General features: G+C 37.7%; 24 protein-coding genes. 9 read left to right on the forward strand and 15 right to left on the reverse strand.

What is annotated here, in order from left to right; genetic code table 11:
* Nucleotides 1-482: 482 nt before the first annotated feature.
* Complete coding sequence (locus AC1DS7_RS21650; RefSeq protein WP_215588589.1) at nt 483-1,064, forward strand: NAD(P)H-dependent oxidoreductase; 582 nt, start codon at nt 483-485, stop codon at nt 1,062-1,064.
* A gap of 32 nt (nt 1,065-1,096) precedes the next feature.
* On the opposite strand, the gene AC1DS7_RS21655 is transcribed toward AC1DS7_RS21650, so the two are convergent.
* From AC1DS7_RS21655 to AC1DS7_RS21670, 4 genes are all read right to left on the reverse strand, one after another.
* Nucleotides 1,097-1,627, reverse strand: a complete 531-nt coding sequence (locus AC1DS7_RS21655) for a hypothetical protein (protein ID WP_002184742.1) — start codon at nt 1,625-1,627, stop codon at nt 1,097-1,099.
* A 112-nt stretch (nt 1,628-1,739) separates the two neighbouring features.
* Complete coding sequence (locus tag AC1DS7_RS21660) at nt 1,740-2,504, reverse strand: TIGR01457 family HAD-type hydrolase (protein WP_002129729.1); 765 nt, start codon at nt 2,502-2,504, stop codon at nt 1,740-1,742.
* 107 nt (nt 2,505-2,611) lie between these two features.
* The gene (locus AC1DS7_RS21665; RefSeq protein WP_002015909.1) at nt 2,612-3,244 is read right to left on the reverse strand and encodes a helix-turn-helix transcriptional regulator; all 633 of its coding nucleotides are present in this window, start codon (nt 3,242-3,244) and stop codon (nt 2,612-2,614) included.
* A gap of 78 nt (nt 3,245-3,322) precedes the next feature.
* Nucleotides 3,323-3,763, reverse strand: coding sequence for a DUF86 domain-containing protein (locus AC1DS7_RS21670; RefSeq protein ID WP_002015910.1), 441 nt, complete (start codon nt 3,761-3,763; stop codon nt 3,323-3,325).
* Between the two features lie 147 nt (nt 3,764-3,910).
* On the opposite strand from AC1DS7_RS21670, the gene glpX reads away from it, so the two are divergent.
* From glpX to AC1DS7_RS21685, 3 genes are all read left to right on the forward strand, one after another.
* Nucleotides 3,911-4,882: a class II fructose-bisphosphatase gene (gene glpX / locus AC1DS7_RS21675; protein WP_002015911.1), complete on the forward strand. Its 972-nt coding sequence runs from the start codon at nt 3,911-3,913 to the stop codon at nt 4,880-4,882.
* A gap of 16 nt (nt 4,883-4,898) precedes the next feature.
* A complete protein-coding gene (locus tag AC1DS7_RS21680) occupies nt 4,899-5,165 on the forward strand; it encodes a DUF3055 domain-containing protein (protein ID WP_002015912.1) in 267 nt (88 codons plus the stop codon).
* A gap of 371 nt (nt 5,166-5,536) precedes the next feature.
* Nucleotides 5,537-6,034, forward strand: coding sequence for a hypothetical protein (locus AC1DS7_RS21685; protein ID WP_016102218.1), 498 nt, complete (start codon nt 5,537-5,539; stop codon nt 6,032-6,034).
* Nucleotides 6,035-6,167: 133 nt separating this feature from the next.
* On the opposite strand, the gene AC1DS7_RS21690 is transcribed toward AC1DS7_RS21685, so the two are convergent.
* Nucleotides 6,168-6,470, reverse strand: coding sequence for a YutD family protein (locus AC1DS7_RS21690; RefSeq protein ID WP_002015914.1), 303 nt, complete (start codon nt 6,468-6,470; stop codon nt 6,168-6,170).
* 118 nt (nt 6,471-6,588) lie between these two features.
* Here AC1DS7_RS21690 and AC1DS7_RS21695 point away from each other — a divergent pair, with 118 nt between their 5' ends.
* Nucleotides 6,589-7,167: a YhcN/YlaJ family sporulation lipoprotein gene (locus AC1DS7_RS21695; protein WP_002015915.1), complete on the forward strand. Its 579-nt coding sequence runs from the start codon at nt 6,589-6,591 to the stop codon at nt 7,165-7,167.
* A 28-nt stretch (nt 7,168-7,195) separates the two neighbouring features.
* Here the strand turns inward: AC1DS7_RS21695 and AC1DS7_RS21700 are convergent, their stop codons facing one another.
* On the reverse strand, nt 7,196-7,927 hold the full coding sequence (locus AC1DS7_RS21700) for a MerR family transcriptional regulator (RefSeq protein WP_016102219.1): 732 nt from the start codon (nt 7,925-7,927) through the stop codon (nt 7,196-7,198).
* 99 nt (nt 7,928-8,026) lie between these two features.
* Between AC1DS7_RS21700 and AC1DS7_RS21705 the strand changes: the two genes are divergently transcribed.
* The gene (locus AC1DS7_RS21705) at nt 8,027-8,842 is read left to right on the forward strand and encodes a YhfC family intramembrane metalloprotease (protein ID WP_016102220.1); all 816 of its coding nucleotides are present in this window, start codon (nt 8,027-8,029) and stop codon (nt 8,840-8,842) included.
* A 23-nt stretch (nt 8,843-8,865) separates the two neighbouring features.
* Here AC1DS7_RS21705 and AC1DS7_RS21710 read toward each other — a convergent pair whose 3' ends face one another.
* Nucleotides 8,866-9,309 carry a hypothetical protein gene (locus AC1DS7_RS21710; protein ID WP_016102221.1) on the reverse strand — a complete coding sequence of 148 codons (444 nt, stop codon included), beginning with the start codon at nt 9,307-9,309 and terminating at the stop codon, nt 8,866-8,868.
* A 133-nt stretch (nt 9,310-9,442) separates the two neighbouring features.
* Between AC1DS7_RS21710 and AC1DS7_RS21715 the strand changes: the two genes are divergently transcribed.
* Both AC1DS7_RS21715 and AC1DS7_RS21720 read left to right on the forward strand, forming a co-directional pair.
* Nucleotides 9,443-9,997: a histidine phosphatase family protein gene (locus tag AC1DS7_RS21715; protein ID WP_002143627.1), complete on the forward strand. Its 555-nt coding sequence runs from the start codon at nt 9,443-9,445 to the stop codon at nt 9,995-9,997.
* Between the two features lie 82 nt (nt 9,998-10,079).
* Nucleotides 10,080-10,559 carry a YbaK/EbsC family protein gene (locus tag AC1DS7_RS21720; RefSeq protein ID WP_002089362.1) on the forward strand — a complete coding sequence of 160 codons (480 nt, stop codon included), beginning with the start codon at nt 10,080-10,082 and terminating at the stop codon, nt 10,557-10,559.
* 20 nt (nt 10,560-10,579) lie between these two features.
* Here AC1DS7_RS21720 and lipA read toward each other — a convergent pair whose 3' ends face one another.
* Nucleotides 10,580-11,476 carry a lipoyl synthase gene (lipA, locus tag AC1DS7_RS21725; RefSeq protein ID WP_002015922.1) on the reverse strand — a complete coding sequence of 299 codons (897 nt, stop codon included), beginning with the start codon at nt 11,474-11,476 and terminating at the stop codon, nt 10,580-10,582.
* A 189-nt stretch (nt 11,477-11,665) separates the two neighbouring features.
* Here lipA and AC1DS7_RS21730 point away from each other — a divergent pair, with 189 nt between their 5' ends.
* Nucleotides 11,666-12,649 (forward strand): M23 family metallopeptidase, encoded by a 984-nt coding sequence (locus AC1DS7_RS21730; protein ID WP_002184733.1) that lies wholly within the window; start codon nt 11,666-11,668, stop codon nt 12,647-12,649.
* A gap of 56 nt (nt 12,650-12,705) precedes the next feature.
* Here AC1DS7_RS21730 and yunB read toward each other — a convergent pair whose 3' ends face one another.
* The 7 genes from yunB to sufD all read right to left on the reverse strand — a co-directional run bounded on the left by yunB (nt 12,706) and on the right by sufD (nt 20,371).
* A complete protein-coding gene (gene yunB / locus AC1DS7_RS21735) occupies nt 12,706-13,437 on the reverse strand; it encodes a sporulation protein YunB (RefSeq protein WP_002129745.1) in 732 nt (243 codons plus the stop codon).
* A gap of 55 nt (nt 13,438-13,492) precedes the next feature.
* The gene (locus AC1DS7_RS21740; RefSeq protein WP_002015926.1) at nt 13,493-13,795 is read right to left on the reverse strand and encodes a YunC family protein; all 303 of its coding nucleotides are present in this window, start codon (nt 13,793-13,795) and stop codon (nt 13,493-13,495) included.
* Nucleotides 13,796-13,860: 65 nt separating this feature from the next.
* Nucleotides 13,861-15,276, reverse strand: a complete 1,416-nt coding sequence (locus AC1DS7_RS21745) for a bifunctional metallophosphatase/5'-nucleotidase (protein WP_206764595.1) — start codon at nt 15,274-15,276, stop codon at nt 13,861-13,863.
* 715 nt (nt 15,277-15,991) lie between these two features.
* A complete protein-coding gene (gene sufB, locus AC1DS7_RS21750) occupies nt 15,992-17,389 on the reverse strand; it encodes a Fe-S cluster assembly protein SufB (protein WP_002015928.1) in 1,398 nt (465 codons plus the stop codon).
* A gap of 48 nt (nt 17,390-17,437) precedes the next feature.
* Nucleotides 17,438-17,869, reverse strand: a complete 432-nt coding sequence (gene sufU / locus AC1DS7_RS21755; RefSeq protein WP_002089369.1) for a Fe-S cluster assembly sulfur transfer protein SufU — start codon at nt 17,867-17,869, stop codon at nt 17,438-17,440.
* Nucleotides 17,859-19,079 carry a cysteine desulfurase SufS gene (gene sufS, locus AC1DS7_RS21760; RefSeq protein ID WP_002015930.1) on the reverse strand — a complete coding sequence of 407 codons (1,221 nt, stop codon included), beginning with the start codon at nt 19,077-19,079 and terminating at the stop codon, nt 17,859-17,861. Before sufS ends, sufU begins: the two co-directional genes overlap by 11 nt.
* The gene (gene sufD, locus AC1DS7_RS21765; protein WP_476999205.1) at nt 19,079-20,371 is read right to left on the reverse strand and encodes a Fe-S cluster assembly protein SufD; all 1,293 of its coding nucleotides are present in this window, start codon (nt 20,369-20,371) and stop codon (nt 19,079-19,081) included. The genes sufS and sufD overlap by 1 nt, the downstream gene beginning before the upstream one ends.
* Between the last annotated feature and the right edge of the window lie 13 nt (nt 20,372-20,384).

Here is a 20,384-nt window from a genome sequence, read left to right on the forward strand (position 1 = left end):
CATTTTCCACCTTGCATTCTGTATGACCAGTTGCGTAAGTATACTTCACAACCCCAGCCTCCACAGCCTTTTACAATATCTGATGCATTCCCAAACTCTACTACCTCTGGCGCTACATATTTCTTTTTCATTTTCATTACCTCCGTTTTTTGTTATTTATTACTTCATCTTCTAATTCTTTTCACAAGATTTATTTTTTCATCTCCTTCGTTTATATTTTTAATTGCTTTACACTTGTAGTGTAGTATAAATAAAAATTGAAACACACCTCGCAAAATGGCATACTTTCAGTTTTTTAATAATTTTCCGTTAATTCAACCGAAATATATCTCTCTACCTCCTATAATCCTTTATCAATAGTAGCCCTATACAAATGCAAATCATTTGACTAAAGTACCCATCATAACGAAAATAATTACATCAGTATGTTATTACACCTCGAGAACAAGCTATTCACATATCCACAAATAGGAGGAAGAACAATGAAACATGTAATCGTTTATGCACATCCGAATACAGAAAGCTTCAACCATGCTATTTTAGAAACTGTAAAAAGTGAATTAGAAGAAAAAGGTCATGAAGTACGCGTTCGTGATTTATACGAATTAAACTTCAATCCAGTATTAGGCGCTTCCGATTTCATCTCATTTTCCAAAGGAAATACACCAGAAGATATTAAAGAAGAACAAGAGCATATCTCTTGGGCTGATAGCATTACATTTATTTATCCAGTTTGGTGGGCGGGACTTCCTGCTATTTTAAAAGGATACGTTGACCGTGTATTTAGCCACGGCTTCGCTTATGCTTACGGCGAAAATGGTATTGAAAAACTATTAAGCGGTAAAAAAGGATTATTATTATCTACAATGGGAAATACGAAAGAAGCATACACAGCAGGCGGTATGTTTGACGCAATGAAGAAAACAGCAGATGTTGGTATTTTTGAATTTACAGGAATTGAAACACTTGAGCATACATTCTATACAAGTGTTCCTTCTGTGGATGACAGTGTGCGTAAACAATATCTTGAAGAAGTTAAAGACGTAGTGAATCGTGCGTTTTAATAAAAAAACTCCGGTTATAACAACCGGAGTTTTTATTTCATCATCAATTTCGGAATATATCTTTGAAGAATGCTTTCTAATTCATTCATATCTTCCTGTCTAATAAGTAAATTCACATTATCATTCATTTTTTCTCGCCCGCGATATAAAAATATATTTTCTTTTGGATTTTCCCATGTTGATGTTTTATAGCCTTTTAATTCTTCGTATGAATAATAGTTCAATCCGTCTATTACGCCTTTTTCATATATTTGTACACTTTTAATAAGATTGATCGCTATTAAAATCATAAAACAACTTGCTACAGCATAACTACCTGACTGAATGAGAAACTGTTCAAATGTACCAATATCACCACTTACGTATTGAGCATATATATACATACATTGTCCGATAAAGTACGCTGGTCCAAGTAAGGCAATCCAACGTCGTTTCACCCGAGGATATGCTGCAATAAGCTTTCCCGCGCTTTTTTTCATTTCATTTATTTTATATATCTTCCATAGAACAAAGAATAAAACACATAATGTAAAAATAAACATAATACATGACATCCAGTACACTCTTATCCCCCTTTTTCATCATTATATATAAATTTTACATTTCAAATCCCTATAGTACATATGCAATTGTGCATAAAAAAACAGGCAACCGCTCCCGGTTACCTGCATTTCATTACATCTTCTCAATCCACTCCGTCAAGTTGTGCACAACTTGCGTCGGTTGTACTTCATATTCTGTTAACTTGTCCACAGTTGTTACTCCAGTGTGGACAAGAAGGGTATGCATACTAGCATTTATCCCCGCTAAAATGTCTGTATCGTAGTTATCCCCAACCATTAAAGCTTCTTCTTTTCCTATGCCAAGCACTTTTAACGCTTGTTCCATAATGATTGATTCTGGTTTACCAATAAAGATTGGGTCCACACCTGTTGATACTGCAACAACTGATGTTAATGAACCGTTACCTGGTAATAATCCGCGCTCAGTCGGAATTGCGATATCCCCATTTGTTGAAATAAACGTTGCACCGTTACGCACAGCAAGGCACGCTTTTGCTAATTTTTCATATGTGATATCGCGATCTAAACCAACAATGACGAAATCAGGATTTTCATCCACAATTTCAAATCCCTTTTCCACAAGAGCAGCGTGTAAGCCCTCTTCACCAATCATATATACAGTCGCATCTTGTTTACGCTCATAAATAAAGTTCGCTGTAGCCATACTCGTTGTGAATACTTGCTCCGCTTTCGCTGGAATATCGAAACGAACAAGCTTTTCTGCAACTTGTTCTGGTTTACGAGTTGAGTTATTTGTAACGAATAAATATGGAATACCGCGCTCTCCTAACGCTTTTACGAAGTCGCTTGCTTCTTCAATTTGCTCTTCACCGCGATACATTGTACCGTCTAAGTCAATTAAATAGCCTTTATACATCTGTTTGTCTCTCCTTCTATGCTAACGTTCTCATCTATCATACCACTCTTATATTAACCCCTTTTTCAAAAGAAAAAAACGCTTTACCTTAAAGCGTCCCATAACGTTCATTTTTTCTCTTTTATTTGGTACGAACAATTACAATCGCCCACGCACATGTTCGTTAGCGCTTTCACATTTGCACCTGCTAATAACCGCTTGTACATATCTTTTTCATCTTCACACACTTGCGGGTATTTCTCGGCTATTTCCTTTAACGGACAGTTTTGCTTTTCAAGTATGAAAGAGCGTTCCCCATCTCTCTTTATTTGAACCATATAACCATTTTTCTCTTGCATAGCAGCTATTTCTTGTACTTTATAGGCTAAATTACTTTGGTTACTTATCTTCTTTTTTAACTGTTCTTCCATTCGTTTCGTTCTCGCTTGTAAAACGTAACGAAGTATTTTTTCATCGCCCATTCGAGCTAAATCATCTAATATTTCAATAGCAAACTGCTTATATTCTTTCGGGAATGTATCTTCTCCCTTTTGACTTAATCCATACAAATATGTTGGGCGTCCAACATGCTGCCTTACCATCTTTGAATAAATTAGCTCATCATTTTCTAGTTTACTTAAATGTCGACGAATCGCCATCTCTGTAATTTCTAAAGCTTCGGCTAATTCTGCTACAGTATGCTCTCCTTTTATCTTCAGTAATTGTACAATCTCTTCTCTCGTAGTACGTGCTTCCCCCATAGCTCACCCTTCTCCCTTTTCTTTCTCCTATACAATATAAGATCCCCAAAGGAATTCCCGGGGATCTTATAAGCACAATTATTCTGGTACAAATGCAGATACAGGTCCTAATTCCTTTTCTAAATAACTGTGAATATTCGCTGGGTATTTCTCTACCACGGCGATATGTTTTTGAATCGTCTTATATAATTCATCATGATTCATTTGAATATAATCTTGCGTAAGCATTTTTCGAAGAAGAATAATTTCTTTAATATGCGCTCCCTCTTCTCCACTTATAACTCTCTCGTCCATTAAAATATCAATAATATCTTCGTAACTTCCTGGATCGCGCATAATAAATCCATCAATCATCGCATTCCCTACATCTAATATACAATCGATAATAAGATGCGCCATGCGCTCTAATGCGTAAAATTCAAACTCGGTTTCATATGTCTTTTTCTCTTGAAATGTATTTGTTGCTCGTTCTAAACATACTAGCATTTGTTCTATTTTTTTTCTGTCTACGAAGTACATGAATGTCACCTACCTGGAAATTAAAGCATTTACATTTTAATTGTAACGCTTTCTTCTGAAAAAATCGACAATTTTTCGAATTCACCTTTTCCTCGTTATTTGTTATAGTTATATTTGTATGATTTTTGAAATTGGAGGAATGCAACCTTGGAACGTGAACTCGCACTAGAAATTGTCCGTGTAACAGAAGCAGCAGCCTTAGCATCCGCACAGTGGATGGGCCGCGGAAAGAAAAACGAAGCAGATGATGCAGCAACTACAGCTATGCGTGATATGTTCGATTCAGTAAACATGGCAGGTACAGTTGTAATTGGTGAAGGAGAACTTGATGAAGCACCGATGTTATATATTGGTGAAGAACTAGGAACAGGTAACGGTCCAGAAGTAGATATCGCCGTTGACCCATTAGAAGGCACAAACATCGTTGCAAAAGGTCTTGCAAATGCAATGGCAGTTATTGCAATCGCGGATAAAGGAAACCTTCTTCATGCTCCTGATATGTACATGGAAAAAATCGCGGTTGGTCCAAAAGCAGCTGGTAAAATTAGCTTAGATGATCCAATTGAAAAAACAATTGATATTGTAGCAGAAGCAAACAATAAAAAAATTCGTGACCTAACGGTTATCATCCAAGAACGTGAACGTCATCAAGATATTATTGACCGTGTTCGTGCAAAAGGTGCACGCGTAAAACTATTTGGTGATGGAGATGTTGGTGCATCAATCGCAACAGCTTTACCTGGAACAGGTATCGACTTATTCGTAGGTGTTGGCGGAGCTCCAGAAGGCGTTATCTCTGCAGCAGCATTAAAATGCCTTGAAGGTGAAATGCAAGCTCGCTTAGTTCCAATGAACGAAGAAGAAGAAGCTCGTTGTCGTGAAATGGGATTAGAAGATCCTCGTCAACTTCTTATGTTAGATGACTTAGTATCTGGTGATGATGCAATCTTCTCAGCAACAGGTGTATCTGCTGGTGAATTATTAGACGGCGTGAAATTCCTTGGCGGAGATTTAGCTGAAACATATTCTATCGTAATGCGTTACAAAACAAGAACAGTACGTTTCATTAAAACGCATCACCATTTAGATCATAAACCACACTTAAACTTAGATATTTAATAAAGGAGCCATGTGTATGGAAGAACGTTTCTTTCTGTACGACGATACAGTCGCTACAAGAACTCGTTTCGTTAGCTTTTTGGGGGAAAATGAGCGTCATGATTTAGCGCTTTTATACTCCGATCGTCATTACGGTAAAACGATAGTCCTTGATATGCAAAGCAACAAATTTGCTATCATTGGTCCTGACGATTTAAACGAACAAGGCTACTTAGAGCATGCATTTTCGATGTCTGAAGAAAATGCAGAAGAATTACGCTCATTTTTATTTGAACTTATATAATTTATCTGGTGCACCAGCTATTTTAGCTGGTGTTTTTTTACAATTTATATTTTGAATTTTCAATCTTATGTGTTATACTTATGAACAAATCTATTTGGATGGAAAGGACGTTATCTACGTATGCCAACATTTACTTTGTAGTGGACCAGCAATTGGATAGCATTACTCTCAAAAAAGCACCACGCTTTTTCAAGGGAGTAGTCTGCCCATTCCCATTACAAAGGAGCGTAACGCATCTGTAGTATGATGTTTACGGAGCTTCCTAAGGGAAGCTCCTTTTATTTTTGTCTTTTTATCATGTCTTCATACTGCAAGACATCCAAATAACTGTATTACGTTCCTTTTACCACTACTATAAGAGGTGAAGGAAAATGCAAAAAGCACAACTTTCTTGGAGTTTATATGAAAATGAGCAAAACACAATCGAAAAGTATTGTAAAAATTGCAGACGCACTACCCTATTTACTGACACGAATATTCGTAGGCATAACGCCAACGGAAAAAATATATACCGCTTTGCCATTTATAAATGTCCGAAAGATCATACGTGGAATCAAAAACTTCGTATTTATAAAGCATTTACTGATCACGTTGAAACAGTCGATATGACCCAGCAGGATCAAACAGAAACAACTACTACCATTTCCATTACGCAACATAAAGAAAACGGCATAGCCGAAATAACGATCGTATTAGACATAGTTTTCGGTTCCCACAGGATTGATAAAGTGTTATCCACATATATTTCAGATTGGAGCCGCACTATCATTGTGGATAAAATTAAAAATGGGCATATCCAATTGAACGGACAACAAATGAAACCAAACAAAGCTCTTTCTGAAGGTGATTACATTTCAATCTGTTTGTAAGGAGGACTCTCATGTTAAAGGTGAGAAAAGGTACGATTGATTTATTGAATGACTTAGATGTAATGTAAACAGTCTCCTCATAATTGGTATAATTGCTATGAAAAAATCCTCTTACAATCGTAAGAGGATTTTTTCATTTCTTCACTTTTCGTAATACAAAGTGTGCACAACCGAAGTTACAGTACTCGTATAAATACTCTGATAAAGTACTAATTTTCGTATCATATGTCGAACGTTGATTACTATCATCAAAGAATCCGCGCAATCTAAGTTGCTCATAACCCCAGTCTCCAACGATATAATCATATTTATTTAAAATTTCTGCATAGCGCTCTTTAAGTGCTTCTTCACTAAAACCGTCACGAAAGTTTTTAATTACTTCGTACTGAACATTATTAACGCTCACCGTAGTATGAATCTCTTGCTTTTGCTCCATTATGAACTTCCTCTCTAAGCATTCTTCTTTTTATCGTATCACAAAGCATAACAACCAACAATTTCAAATACAAAAAATTGAAAATTAGTGCATGCTATGGAGAAGGAGGTGCTACATCGTGAAAAAACAAATTATACTCTCTCTTCTCACTCTTTCCTTATTTGCAGGCTGCCAATCAACTAATAAAGCCGAAATGGAGCGTGAAGAAGGAAGTCGTGTTCTTGTTTCCAACAAAAACGACATGTATCATACGGAAAATACAAATACACGGCTCACAAGGGTGGGCTATTCATCTAAACAAAAACATGAAGTATCTAACAAACAAGTAGGCGCCATTAACCGTGAGAAAGTCGCTGAAATGATTACAAGCATGACAGTCAAACTTCCTGACGTCACCAATGCCGCTACACTCGTTACCGACGACGAAGTGTTCGTTGTATACCGTGCAAACACAACAGATCCGAAACTCGTAACAGATCAAGTATATAAAACTGCTTTGTCCATCGTTCCTCGCTATTATAAAGCATATGTATCAACAAACCAAAAGTTGATTTCTCAAATTCAAGGTCTTCAATCTGGTAGCTTAAACGATAAAGAATATGAACAAAGTCTTGATATGTTAAAACGTGAGATGAGCGATAATCCTCATTTGAACAATACAGGGGATCAAACTTTGAATGATATGATTAAAAAATAAAAAGGTGGAGAAAACCTCCACCTTTTTACTATTTCTTACGATTCGCATAAACCTCCATCGCATCACACATAAACTGCGCTAAACCTTCACCAAACTTATCAATATTTTTCGTAAAACGCTCATCAGCAACATACATTTGACCGAGCCCCTTAAAGGCTTCTAATGAATATTCACCAAAGTTTTGCAAGTAATCGTACCATACCCCGATTGCGGATTGCGCCTCTTTAGAATCAGGTGCTCCATTTCGAAGTGTTGCTAGATTTCTGTAAATATTATTAAACTCCTCCTGTTTCTCTTTAGACATCCCCTTCGCTGTTTTATTCGCTTTATCTACAGCCTCATCTCCCCATCGTTCACGTGCTTCTTCTTCGTACGGATTATGGCTGAAATCGAAGCCTTCAAATTTCTCTTTATTCGTCATTTCAATCTCTCCTTTTGTATGCTGAATTGTTTTATTAATCGTCGCTATCACCTTATCTAACCTGGCACGCTTTTCAAGAAGCATTTTCTTATGAAGCTGTAGCGCTTCTTCATGATCAAATGATGGACTCATGATAATTTCTTTAATCTTCTTCAAAGGGAAGCCTAGCTCTTTAAAAAACAAAATTTGCTGCAGTGTCTCTAAATTTTCATTGGAATACAGACGATATCCGGACTCTGTCGTCTCGTCTGGGGTTAATAACCCAATTTCATCGTAATGATGCAGTGTGCGCACACTAATTCCAACTAAATTAGCTACTTCTTTTACCCTCATTGTCATGCGTATCTCCCCCTTAATACATACGATAAAGTATGACGCAACGTTAGAGTCAATAAGTAAATTCATTTATCTCTAAAAGTTTCATCTCTCCCATATTTCATGCATAATAGATATGTACATATATTAGAAAGCGGTGAAAGTATGGTTTCAAATACTGTAATTGCCAGCATCATATTTCAACTCGTTGTTTCGGTTCTGGTCCCAATTATTGTACTCGTTTATTTCCGTAAAAAATATAATATTAATTGGAAAGTGGTCGGCGTTGGTGTTCTTATCTTTATTGGATTTACCCAAATTCTCGAAACACCGTTCCACCTATTTATGCGTGGTAATCCAGCAATCGCTCCATTTTTAGAAAATCCGTATGTCTTTGCAATTTATGGCGGACTAACTGCTGGTATTTTTGAAGAATTAGGACGCTTCGTTGCCTTCTTCTTCCTACTAAAAAAATATCTAGAATATAAAGATGGCTTCGCTTATGGAATTGGTCATGGCGGGATTGAATCCATTTTAGTTGGCGGATTCTCTGCATTGCAGACACTTATATTCGCTAATGCTATTAACAATGGTAGCTTCGCTCAAATGGCAGAAAAACTACCACAATTAAATCTTGTAAAGGATATGTTAATAGAACAACCTGCTTATTTATACTTCCTTGGCAGCTTGGAAAGAATTATGGCTCTTGTATTGCAAATTGCCTTCACAATGCTTGTCGTATACGCAGTAAAACAAAAGAAATACATTTTCCTCGTATACGCTATACTATTCCACGCACTTGTAGACTTTTTCGCAGCACTTTACCAAACAAAAACAATTAACATCTTTGTTGCAGAAGGAATTACTCTTCTCTTCGCGATTGGTGGTTTCATTCTTATTCGTAAAATGAAAGAGAAATTAGTAAGTGTGCCAGAATAAAAAATAACCCACCAGTTGGTGAGTTATTTTTTATATGGATTTTCGTAGTGGTGATAACTTTTCCCCCCTTGCAGCTCCCTCTTTGTTTCTGCATCTATAACGATGTACTTATGAAACTCTTCTATTTCATTTTGAGTAAAAGAAGCAAAAAAGTACACTTGGCGATCAGGGTGAACGAAAGAATCGTCCATCGTCATTTTACTGTGACAGTCGGCATTTGTTTTTTGCCTAAAAATAAATTCCTCATCAGCCACTTCTTTAAATGAAACTTTTTTACGAACGCTATACGCTGCATTTTCATATTCTTTATAAATTTTCTTATCTAACTGTTCATAAAACACATCCTCACTCACAAATGGCTTATTTCGATTGCTTGGATAGTCTAATTTTTGATTTGATTGTGCATATGTTGTGGACAATTGCGCGAGAAAACAAATACTGAATACAATGCATATCATTTTTTTCATAATTGCACCTCAAATTTTCATTATCCACATTACTTTTCCACATACTTAGATCACTATTCCGTTTCCAATAAAAAGGAATTTTTTCCGCATTTGTCGAAGTATATATGGTCAACTTGAAAGATGGGGATGAATTATGAAGAAAATTATTGTAATACGACATTGTTCCGCAACTGGACAAGAGCGTAATGCCGAATTAACAAACATGGGAAGAGACCAATCAAACACCGTTGCTACATTCCTCATGGAAAATCATCTACAAATAGATCATATTATTTCAAGCCCATTTGTCCGAGCTATCGATTCTATTCGGCCATATGCCCTCCAAGCTAATTTATCTATTCAAGAAGATGAACGGTTAGCAGAACGCATATTAAGCACTGTTTCAATGGATGATTGGCTTCAAAAACTAGAATACACTTTTACCAATATAGATATTGCCTTTTCGGGCGGAGAGTCAACAAAACAAGCGATGGATCGCGCCATCTCACTTATTCAGGAAGTTTTAAAACTAGAGCATGACACAACATTACTCGTTACACATGGAAACTTACTTACGCTCATTTTAAAGCACTTTGATCGTACGATCGGCTTTAATGAATGGAAAACTTTAACGAATCCTGATATTTATGAAATTACACTTGATGAACAATCTATCATAAAACGATTATGGGAAGCGCCATCCAAGTAATATCCCTTTCCAATACATTCAGTTGACACCGCGAGGAGATATGGTAGAACTGCAGTAAACATAGAGAGGGGTAACATTCAATATGTACGAAGACGTACTTTCTTTACTACATAAAACAAATGCTTCTTATGAAAAATTTGAACACGAACCAGTACTTGACTATGAAACAGATCGTATCGTTCGTGAAAGACTTGGTTTGCAAGGCACTCCAAGTAAAAGCTTATTTTTAAAATCAAAATCCGGGGAGCATTACGTATTCTTTACGTTAGAAGGCACTCGCCTCAACCGAGGAGAGATGAAGGAAATAACAGGAGAGAACTTATCTCTCTGTTCTCCTAATGAGCTAAGAGAAGAAACTGGTTGCACTCCTGGATGTGTAGCTCCTTTCGGTTATTCACAAGATGTAACGATTATTGTGGACAGTTCAATTTATACTTACGATAAAATTTTAATTACACCTGGTGTACCTGAATTTACAATTGAATTATCCACAGAGGAATTAAAAAAGATTTTATCCACATGTCAAAATAAAGTTTTAGAGTATAAGAAAAAAGAGAGCTAATGATTAGCTCTCTTTTTTCATTATTTCGCTTCTGCTACTTTTTCTTTTGCAGAACGTACTTGCTCGTCCGCATGATAAGAAGAACGTACAAGTGGGCCAGCTTCACAGTGGCTAAATCCTTTGCTAAGTGCAATTTCTTTTAGCTCTGCAAATTCTGCTGGTGGATAATATTTAATAACTGGTAAATGCTTCTTAGATGGTTGCAGGTATTGTCCAAGAGTTAAAATATCCACATTGTTTGCACGTAAGTCATCCATTGCTTCAATTAAATCTTCTCTCGTTTCACCTAAGCCCAGCATAATGCTCGATTTAGTTGGAATATCAGGCTGCATTTCTTTTGCTCGACGTAAAAACTCTAATGAACGGTCATATTTTGCTCTAGCGCGAACTCGGTTAGATAATCGACGTACTGTTTCAATGTTATGGTTCAAAATATCTGGTTTTGCATCCATTAACATTTTTAAGTTTTCTTCTACCCCACCCATATCAGATGGTAATACTTCGATAGACGTGAATGGATTTTCACGACGAACAGCGCGTACTGTTTCAGCAAAAACAGCTGCTCCGCCGTCCTTTAAATCATCACGTGCAACCGCTGTTATAACAACGTGCTTTAAGCCCATTTGTACTACAGAATCTGCTACGCGTTCTGGCTCTTGTAAATCAAGCTCAGTTGGTAAGCCTGTTTTAACCGCACAAAAACGACAAGCACGTGTACAAACCGCACCTAAGATCATAAATGTTGCTGTTTTCCTTACAGCCCAGCATTCATGAATATTCGGACATTTCGCCTCTTCACAAACTGTATGAAGATTCTTAGAACGCATCATTTTCTTTAAGCCTGTATAGTTTTCATTCGTGTTTAACTTAATTTTCAACCATTCGGGCTTGCGCTTATACTCTGTTTGTTTTGTCATGGTTATCAACTCCGCACAATATGAAATAGTTTACCGTGTTCGCTTCTTTCAATGTAACATATCTATTCTAACGTATGAAAGCGATTTGCTCAAATGAAGATTCTAAGATTTTTTCCAATCGTTCCCTATAATGAAATACTCCGTATATCCCACACTAAAAAGAGTGATGTTGTGAAAGGAGTCTATTTCATGCTTCGAAAAATTTCTCTTTTGCTTTCGATTTGCTTTCTTCTCCACCAAAACATCGCTTACGGTGAAGATAATCAGCAAAGCATATATGAAAAGCGCATGGCACTATATAAAGAAACTGAGCAATCTTCCGGTATTCCGTGGTATTACTTAGCCGCAATGGATCAATACGAAAGAAACATACGGAGCGTAAGAAAAAATATACCGAAAAAACCAGATGCCATCATTTCCCTTTATTTCAAACCTGAAATATGGGCTGGACCTGTTAATAGTAATGATACTCTCCCCCATACAATTTCTCTATTTGGCGGAATGGGTTTAGATGGTGACAAAGATGGATTTGCAAATGCAAATAACGACCGTGATCTTCTGCATACAGCAGCAACTATTTTAAAGAAACAAGGAACGTCGGAAGACCGTATTAACATTATGCTTTGGGAATATTATAGACGTGCAAAAACAGTTGAATTAATTACAGAATACGCCCGAATTTATAAACATTATGGACGCATTAATTTAGAAGGTAATGCTTTCCCTCTCCCGATTCGCAGTGACCATAGCTATCGTAGTACTTTCGGTGCTGGTAGAAGCTTTGGCGGCAGGAGGATTCATGAAGGAACCGATATTTTTGCTGGATATGGCGTACCAGTACGATCAACTTGCTATGGCGTTATTGAAACAAAAGGATGGAATCGTCTTGGTGGATGGCGCATTGGTATTCGTGACCTTCATAATAATTACCACTATTACGCTCATTTAGGCGGGTTCTCTAAAGAAATACAGCTCGGACAAATTGTCGAACCAGGAAAAGTAATCGGATTTGTCGGTAGTACCGGCTACGGTCCTCCTGGTACAGCTGGAAAATTCCCGCCCCACTTACATTTCGGCATGTATAAAGACAATGGCTATACAGAATGGGCTTTCGATCCATACATGCATTTAAGCCTTTGGGAACGAAAAGAACGAGCAAATACAAAACGATAACCGTAGCAAATTGCTACGGTTATTTTTATAAATATAAATCAATAGAACACTACTGACTAATTATCCGTTTTCTTTTTATCTGGTACAACAACTCCCCCGCTTCCGTAATAAGTAGGCACTTCACCTTGAACGATGCGCGTCGCAATCGGAATGTTTTGCTTCACTTTAATTTCTTTCGTGCGTAACGGAATCATAACTTGTAACGTCACTTCCACTTCCATAATAATTTTGATCGCTGTATTATTAATTCCTTGCGGCTCAACTAATTGTTTAATATCCGTATTCACATGACCAATTGGCGTAAAATTAATCGGAATATCTGGTCCTATATTACCAAGAAGCGCATTATCAGTTATGCGTCCAAAAGGAACTGACATAGATACCCCATTCTCTTCAAAAATACCAAGTGCTTTCGTATCCCCTTTTTCTACTTGTTGTAAATATTTTTCTATGTATGCAGTAGTCGATGTTAATATTTCATTTACTTGTTTTGTATTTAAATCAATTGTAGATACTTTCCCGTTCCTATCCGTTTGTACTTTCATTAATGAATCTACATCAAACCCTTCATTAATTCGGTCTTTTACCGCTTTCGTCATAACTGCTGTTGCCATTTTATGAGTCTCTGTTTCCCCATACTTAATTAACGTTGGCTGAATACTTTTATTTACAATCCATAAACCTTGAACTACCATTACGATAAAAATAATAAATGAAATAAGCAGTATATACCGAAAGGAAATCGGTCCCCTTCGAAACCGCGAATTTTTCGAACGAAATATGCCCATAAGAAAACCCTCCTTCTTATATTATTTCTATGCAAGAAAGAGGGACGATATATGCTTATCTCATTTTTAATAGTGCATCTTTTCCGATTGTGCCTACCGGAATACCTAAAGCTTCGGCTCCAGTCGTTACTGATTCCAGCGGTGCTTCAAGAAGTTGTTCAATCGTTCTTACACCAACCGCACGGCCAGCAATAATTCCTCGATCACCTAACTTCTCATTTAGAAGACCTACATCTAAAGCACCGCACATAATATATCCTTTATCGCTCATTACAGCTAGCAAATTTGTCTTTGGAAGTTTTACGCTAACAGCAATGAACGTATAGTTATCAATTATAATTGGCTCTACATTAACCATAGTTCACACTCCTCTCTTTCTTATCTTTATGACAAGAGAAAAATGAGTGTTACAAGTTAACTAGCCTATAGTTTGACTGAAGATGTATAAGTTATCAACATGTCTGTTAGTACATCTCTAAGCAATTCCGGCATATAATATTGTTTGTCAGAAAGTGTGGATAGCTCTGGGTATAAGTATCCGAATGTAAACATATCAATCGTCCCTACCGTATATATCCGGTCTAATTCCAGCGATTCGCCGTTAATCAATACATCTTCTAGTAAAATTTTATTCCCTGGAATCGTATCTGGAATCACTTCCAAACCATCGTAAATCATTTTCCCCATTACTTTTCCACGAAATCCGAATCCTTTCACCTCAAGGTTCTCCATATTCGGACGACGCGCTTTCAAAATAACTTCTCGTAACGTTTTTCCTGGCACTTTTAATAAACATGGATTAATTGGATGTGGACAAATTCTGTGAATATCTCCGCGCGTCACAACACCTTCATTTAATCCCTCAAGAAGTACACCAGCATTCACCATCCCAACATCCGCATTACACCACTCTTTAAGTGCACTTGCCAACATATGAGAAAACGTCGTCTCCTTAAACCAATCAACCGGCAATGATTCTTTTAAATGAACGACAGGCTCAGCCATTATCTGTTTACTTTCTTCCTTTAGCATTTCAATTGTGGATAACGGCTCGCTATAAGCACCTAACCGTTCTGTCTTAATCGCTCTACCGTCTTTTTTCAACAGTCTCTTCGTCTCTTTATCCACAGTAAGCTGAACGTGACCAACGTAATGTCCCCACTTTTCACAACAGCAAAGCAAAGTATTATCCACAAGAACACCGCGCTCAAATAAATGATGCGTATGTGCCCCTAAAATAACATCTATATCATAATGCTCCGCCATATACTCATCCATACTTTTTCCAAGATGAGAAAGCACAACAGTAATATGAGCTGTATCCTTAACTTCTTCTAAAATAGACTCTAAATGGATGATTGGATCTTCAATATGCCAATCTAACATATGATAAAACTCTGGATAAGCTACCGTTAATCCAATAAAGGCAATCGTAATCCCATCTGTCGTTGTATGTAATTTATAAGGCTGCGCCCACGCTGGACGTACACCTTCTTTTTCAAATAAATTCGCTACGAGCACCTCAAACCCAGCATCATCATATAGACGATTCAAATGCTCTTTCGCCAATGTAATTCCTTCATTATTTCCGATCGTTACATAATCATATAACGCCTCATTTAATAATTTTGTATTCCCAAGTCCATTTGTCGCTTCCGAAATACTATGAAAACGATCCACATGATCGCCAATATCCACAGTTAAAACAGTCTCTCCCGCTTCCTGTCTTCGCCTTTTCTCCCCTTGTACAAACCGAGAAATTTGCGGCCAATTTTCAAAATGACTATGTATATCGTTTGTATGATAAAGGTGGATGATTGTTTCTTTATTTATATTCAGAGAAAAAACCTCCTCTCAGTTCCTTACTGCCATTTACGCTATACGTACGCAATAATCCTGTAAATACTTTTCGTCTTTTCTTGCTATTCTACATTGTACTCGCATTATAAGAAAAAGCCAAAGATTGCCCTTTTAATATGGAAAACTTTATTTTACTTTTTCTAGTCTGTTGATTAGTTTGAGGGGGGAATTTTTGTGAAATGATTCTAGTTGGTGGGGGGAGGAGATTTGTCAGTATCTTTGTCTTACTTCCATATAGGTGCTCCTCTCGTATTTAAATGTTGAGGGGGATATGAGGGATTTCTTTTGTCTTACTTTGTCGACAAATCGATATTCCTTGTCGAACCGCTGATATATTGAAATAATCGTCGATATATTTCATTAAACACCAACCCGGGTATCTTACAGTCGAACCCGAATATACAACATAAAAAAGCGCCCTGCTATGCAGGGCGCTTTCTTCATACATATATTATCCAGTTCCAGCGGATAGAATGTTCGGTGGCTTCACTTCTTCCTATGAGGCAAAAAGCGCCTCTACGTCAGAAGCTCCATCCCCCTCACATTCTGAACGAGCCGCTTCCACTTTAAATATGTCCAGCTTCGTCTCCTAGACCCTCATGTCTAAGAACCTTCCGCACCAGAAGATAAAAAGCATCTTCTGTGCGAAAGAACCTTAGCCAACGGGTCTGAACAGTCGGCTCCGCATTTCTATTTAACCGATAGAACCTTCCATCTCAAACTTGATTAGACGGTTCATTTCAACTGCGTATTCCATTGGAAGTTCGCGAGTGAATGGCTCGATGAAGCCCATTACGATCATTTCTGTAGCTTCTTGCTCAGAAATACCGCGGCTCATTAGGTAGAATAATTGTTCTTCTGATACTTTAGATACTTTCGCTTCGTGCTCAAGTGAAACGTAATCGTTTTTGATTTCGTTGTAAGGAATTGTATCAGATGTAGATTGGTTATCCATGATTAACGTGTCACACTCGATGTTAGAGCGAGAGTTTTTCGCTTTTGGTCCGAATTGTACGATACCACGGTAAGTTACTTTACCACCATGCTTCGCAATCGATTTAGAAACGATTGTTGAAGACGTGTTTGGTGCTAAGTGAATCATTTTCGCACCAGCATCTTGGTGTTGGCCTTTACCAGCAATCGCGATAGATAATGTTAAACCACGAGCGCCTTCGCCTTTTAAGATAACTGCTGGGTATTTCATCGTTAATTTAGATCCGATGTTACCGTCAATCCATTCCATCGTTGCGTTTTCTTCACAAACCGCACGTTTTGTAACTAGGTTGTATACGTTGTTCGCCCAGTTTTGGATTGTTGTATAACGGCAATATGCATCTTTCTTAATGATGATTTCTACTACCGCACTATGAAGTGAGTTAGTCGTGTAAACAGGTGCTGTACAACCTTCTACGTAGTGTACGTGTGCGCCTTCGTCTACGATGATAAGCGTACGCTCGAATTGTCCCATATTTTCAGAGTTAATACGGAAATACGCTTGAAGTGGTGTATCAACTTTAATACCTTTTGGAACGTAGATGAATGATCCACCAGACCAAACTGCAGAGTTTAATGCAGAGAATTTGTTGTCTGTTGGTGGGATTACTTTTCCGAAATGCTCACGGAAAATATCTTCGTTCTCTTTTAATGCGCTATCTGTATCTTTGAAGACGACTCCTAGATCTTCTAGGTCTTCTTTCATGTTGTGGTATACAACTTCAGATTCGTACTGTGCAGATACACCAGCTAAATATTTTTGCTCAGCTTCAGGAATACCTAATTTATCAAATGTCGCTTTAATTTCCTCAGGTACTTCATCCCAAGACTTCTCAGATTTCTCAGATGGTTTTACGTAGTACGTAATTTCATCGAAATCTAAGTCGTTTAAGTCGCCGCCCCATTGTGGCATTGGCATTTCATAGAACTTATCCAGTGATTTTAAACGGAAGTCTAACATCCACTGTGGTTCTTCTTTCATACGTGAAATCTCTTCAACGATTTCTTTTGTTAAACCGCGTCCAGCACGGAAAATCGAAACGTCTTTATCCTTGAAACCATATTTATAATCGCCGATATCTGGCAGTTGCTTCGCCATGTTGGTGTGTCCCTCCTTATATAACCTCGTTTTTAGGAACCTTTAACATTACTTATCTTCGTTTAAGCCCTTTTCTAACGCTTTCCACGCTAATGTTGCACATTTAATACGTGCCGGGAACTTGCATACGCCTTGTAATGCTTCAATATCTCCTAAATCAATGCTGTCATCATACTCTTTTCCTAGCATCATGTCAGAGAAAATTTTAGAAAGCTTAAGGGCCTCTTCAATTTTCTTTCCTTTTACTGCTTGTGTCATCATTGAAGCTGAAGACATTGAAATTGAACATCCTTCGCCTTCAAACTTCGCTTCTTGTACAATACCCTCTTCTACTTTCATCGTAAGTTGAATACGATCGCCGCAAGTTGGATTGTTCAAGTTAACGGTAACACTATCTTCTAACACGCCATGGTTACGAGGATTTTTATAATGATCCATAATAACTTGACGATATAACGTATCTAAATTATTAAATGACATTTGTGAAATACTCCTTTGTCTTGATTAGTGATTCAACAAATGTATCAATTTCTTCTTTTGTATTATATAAATAGAAGCTCGCACGTGCTGTAGAAGAAGCTTTTAGCCACTTCATAAGCGGTTGTGCACAGTGATGTCCTGCGCGAACCGCAATGCCTTCTACATCTAATACAGTTGCTACATCGTGAGGATGTACGTCTTCAATATTAAATGTAACTAGACCAGCGCGATGCTTTGGACCATAAATTGTAACGCCATCTACTTCTGATAGTCTCTCTAAAGCGTATTGCGCTAATTCATGTTCATGCTTTTCAATATTATGAAGACCGATTTCTTCTAGGAAATCAATTGCCGCACCAAGTCCGATTGCATTACCGATAATCGGTGTACCTGCTTCGAACTTCCACGGAAGCTCTTTCCAAGTAGACTCTTGTAAGTCTACGAAATCAATCATTTCACCACCAAATTCAATTGGTTCCATATTGTTTAGCAATTCTTTCTTACCATATAATACGCCGACACCTGTTGGTCCGCACATCTTATGAGCAGATAATGCGTAGAAATCACAGTTTAAATCTTGTACATCCACTTTCATATGAGGTGCACTTTGTGCTCCATCAACGATCATGATTGCACCGTTTTCATGTGCGATTGCTCCGATTTCTTTTACAGGGTTAATCGTTCCAAGTACGTTAGAAACGTGCATGATAGAAACGATTTTTGTATTCGGTGTAACTGTTTGACGAACATCTTCTAAAGAAATTGTACCGTCTAGTTGAAGCGGAAGGTATTTTAAAGTTGCACCAGTTTTCTTCGCAACTTGTTGCCACGGAATGATGTTACTATGGTGCTCCATGTAAGAGATGACGATTTCATCGCCTTCTTTTACATTATCAAGACCATAGCTAGCTGCTACTGTATTTAATGCAGTTGTCGTTCCGCGCGTGAAAATAATCTCTTCCATTGATTTCGCATTAATAAACTTGCGAACTTTCTCACGTGCACCTTCATACGCGTCGGTAGCTTTCGTACCGAGCGTATGAACACCGCGATGCACGTTAGAATTATATTCTTTATAATAACGTTCTAACGTTTCAATGACTTGAATTGGTTTTTGAGAAGTTGCTGCACTATCGAAATAAACAAGTTGTTTGCCGTTCACTTTTTGATCAAGAATTGGAAACTGTTTGCGTATTTCATGAATATTCATTAGCGAACTTTCCTTTCAATTACCTCAACAAGCTGTGCCTTTACTCCTTCAATTGGAAGCTCATTTACTACAGGTGCTAAGAATCCATGGATGACTAAACGTTCTGCTTCGCGTTTTGGAATCCCACGGCTCATCAAGTAGTATAATTGGTATGGATCTACGCGGCCTACTGAAGCTGCGTGACCTGCCATTACATCATCTTCGTCGATTAAAAGAATTGGGTTTGCATCACCGCGAGCTTTCTCATCTAACATAAGAACGCGAGAAGATTGTTGTGCATTTGATTTAGATGCACCGTGTTCAATCTTACCAATTCCGTTAAAGATAGATGTTGCACTATCTTTTTGTACACCGTGTTTTAAAATCCAACCTTCAGAGTGTTTACCGAAGTGAACAACTTTAGTTGTAAAGTTTTGTGTTTGGTTACCACGACCAATTGTTACTGTTTTTGTATCAGCATATGATCCGTCGCCCATTAAGTTCGTAACGTTCTCTGAGATTGTATTTCCGTCATTCATAAGGCCTAGAGCCCAATCAATGCGGCCGTCGCGTCCAACAATTCCGCGGCGGTTAACGTAAGTTGTTACGTCTTTTGCTAATAGATCAACCGCACCGAATTTCACTTGTGAGCCTTGTTCCACGATTACTTCTGCTACGATATTTGCAATACCTTTAGCATTTTCATTTGCAACGTAGTTTTCTACATATGTTACAGTACTGTTCGCATCAGCTACGAATAATACGTGGTTATATACGTTAGCTTCTTCGCCGTCTACTAAGAATACAGCTTGAAGTGGAGTTTCAAGAACAACGTTTTTCGGAACATATACGAATGCACCGCCGTTGATTAATGCAGCATGAAGTGCAGTTAGACGATGCTCGTCTACTTTCACGCCGTCTTTCATTAAGTACTTTTGTACTAATTCAGCATGCTCTGTTGCAGCTGTTACGATGTCTGTAAAAATAACACCTTTTTCTTTTGCTTCGTCTGCTAAAGAAACGAAAGCAGTTGTACCAGTACGTTGTACTAATACGCTGTTATTTTCATCGATTAAGTTTTTCACTGCTTCTGGAAGCTCTGTTAAAGAACTTACAGGCTCTTGCTTAGCAGCGTCGCCTTTTCCGATAAAGTCCCATTTTTCAATTTTCGTTTTATCAGGCGTTGGCATTGGAAGTTCAGTTGCTTGTGCAAGAGCTTGTAAGCGGAACTCAGTCAACCAAGCAGCTTCGTTTACTTCGCTTGCGCGCTGACGGATTGTTTCTTGATCGAAAGGTAATGTACCGATTGTCATGTTTATGCTCCTC

This window comes from Bacillus sp. P4_E1 (genome assembly GCF_056401715.1).

Coding starts and splice junctions, on each gene's coding strand:
- AC1DS7_RS21730 (WP_002184733.1), top strand. CDS start 11,666: ATGCTTCGAAAAATTTCTCTTTTGCTTTCGATTTGCTTTCTTCTCCAC.
- sufB (WP_002015928.1), bottom strand. CDS start 17,389: ATGGCGAAGCAACTGCCAGATATCGGCGATTATAAATATGGTTTCAAG.
- AC1DS7_RS21690 (WP_002015914.1), bottom strand. CDS start 6,470: ATGGAGCAAAAGCAAGAGATTCATACTACGGTGAGCGTTAATAATGTT.
- sufS (WP_002015930.1), bottom strand. CDS start 19,079: ATGAATATTCATGAAATACGCAAACAGTTTCCAATTCTTGATCAAAAA.
- AC1DS7_RS21705 (WP_016102220.1), top strand. CDS start 8,027: ATGCATAATAGATATGTACATATATTAGAAAGCGGTGAAAGTATGGTT.
- yunB (WP_002129745.1), bottom strand. CDS start 13,437: ATGGGCATATTTCGTTCGAAAAATTCGCGGTTTCGAAGGGGACCGATT.
- AC1DS7_RS21670 (WP_002015910.1), bottom strand. CDS start 3,763: ATGTACTTCGTAGACAGAAAAAAAATAGAACAAATGCTAGTATGTTTA.
- AC1DS7_RS21720 (WP_002089362.1), top strand. CDS start 10,080: ATGTACGAAGACGTACTTTCTTTACTACATAAAACAAATGCTTCTTAT.
- AC1DS7_RS21660 (WP_002129729.1), bottom strand. CDS start 2,504: ATGTATAAAGGCTATTTAATTGACTTAGACGGTACAATGTATCGCGGT.
- sufD (WP_476999205.1), bottom strand. CDS start 20,371: ATGACAATCGGTACATTACCTTTCGATCAAGAAACAATCCGTCAGCGC.
- AC1DS7_RS21650 (WP_215588589.1), top strand. CDS start 483: ATGAAACATGTAATCGTTTATGCACATCCGAATACAGAAAGCTTCAAC.
- lipA (WP_002015922.1), bottom strand. CDS start 11,476: ATGACAAAACAAACAGAGTATAAGCGCAAGCCCGAATGGTTGAAAATT.
- sufU (WP_002089369.1), bottom strand. CDS start 17,869: ATGTCATTTAATAATTTAGATACGTTATATCGTCAAGTTATTATGGAT.
- AC1DS7_RS21680 (WP_002015912.1), top strand. CDS start 4,899: ATGGAAGAACGTTTCTTTCTGTACGACGATACAGTCGCTACAAGAACT.
- AC1DS7_RS21715 (WP_002143627.1), top strand. CDS start 9,443: ATGAAGAAAATTATTGTAATACGACATTGTTCCGCAACTGGACAAGAG.
- AC1DS7_RS21740 (WP_002015926.1), bottom strand. CDS start 13,795: ATGGTTAATGTAGAGCCAATTATAATTGATAACTATACGTTCATTGCT.
- AC1DS7_RS21700 (WP_016102219.1), bottom strand. CDS start 7,927: ATGACAATGAGGGTAAAAGAAGTAGCTAATTTAGTTGGAATTAGTGTG.
- AC1DS7_RS21710 (WP_016102221.1), bottom strand. CDS start 9,309: ATGAAAAAAATGATATGCATTGTATTCAGTATTTGTTTTCTCGCGCAA.
- AC1DS7_RS21685 (WP_016102218.1), top strand. CDS start 5,537: ATGCAAAAAGCACAACTTTCTTGGAGTTTATATGAAAATGAGCAAAAC.
- AC1DS7_RS21665 (WP_002015909.1), bottom strand. CDS start 3,244: ATGGGGGAAGCACGTACTACGAGAGAAGAGATTGTACAATTACTGAAG.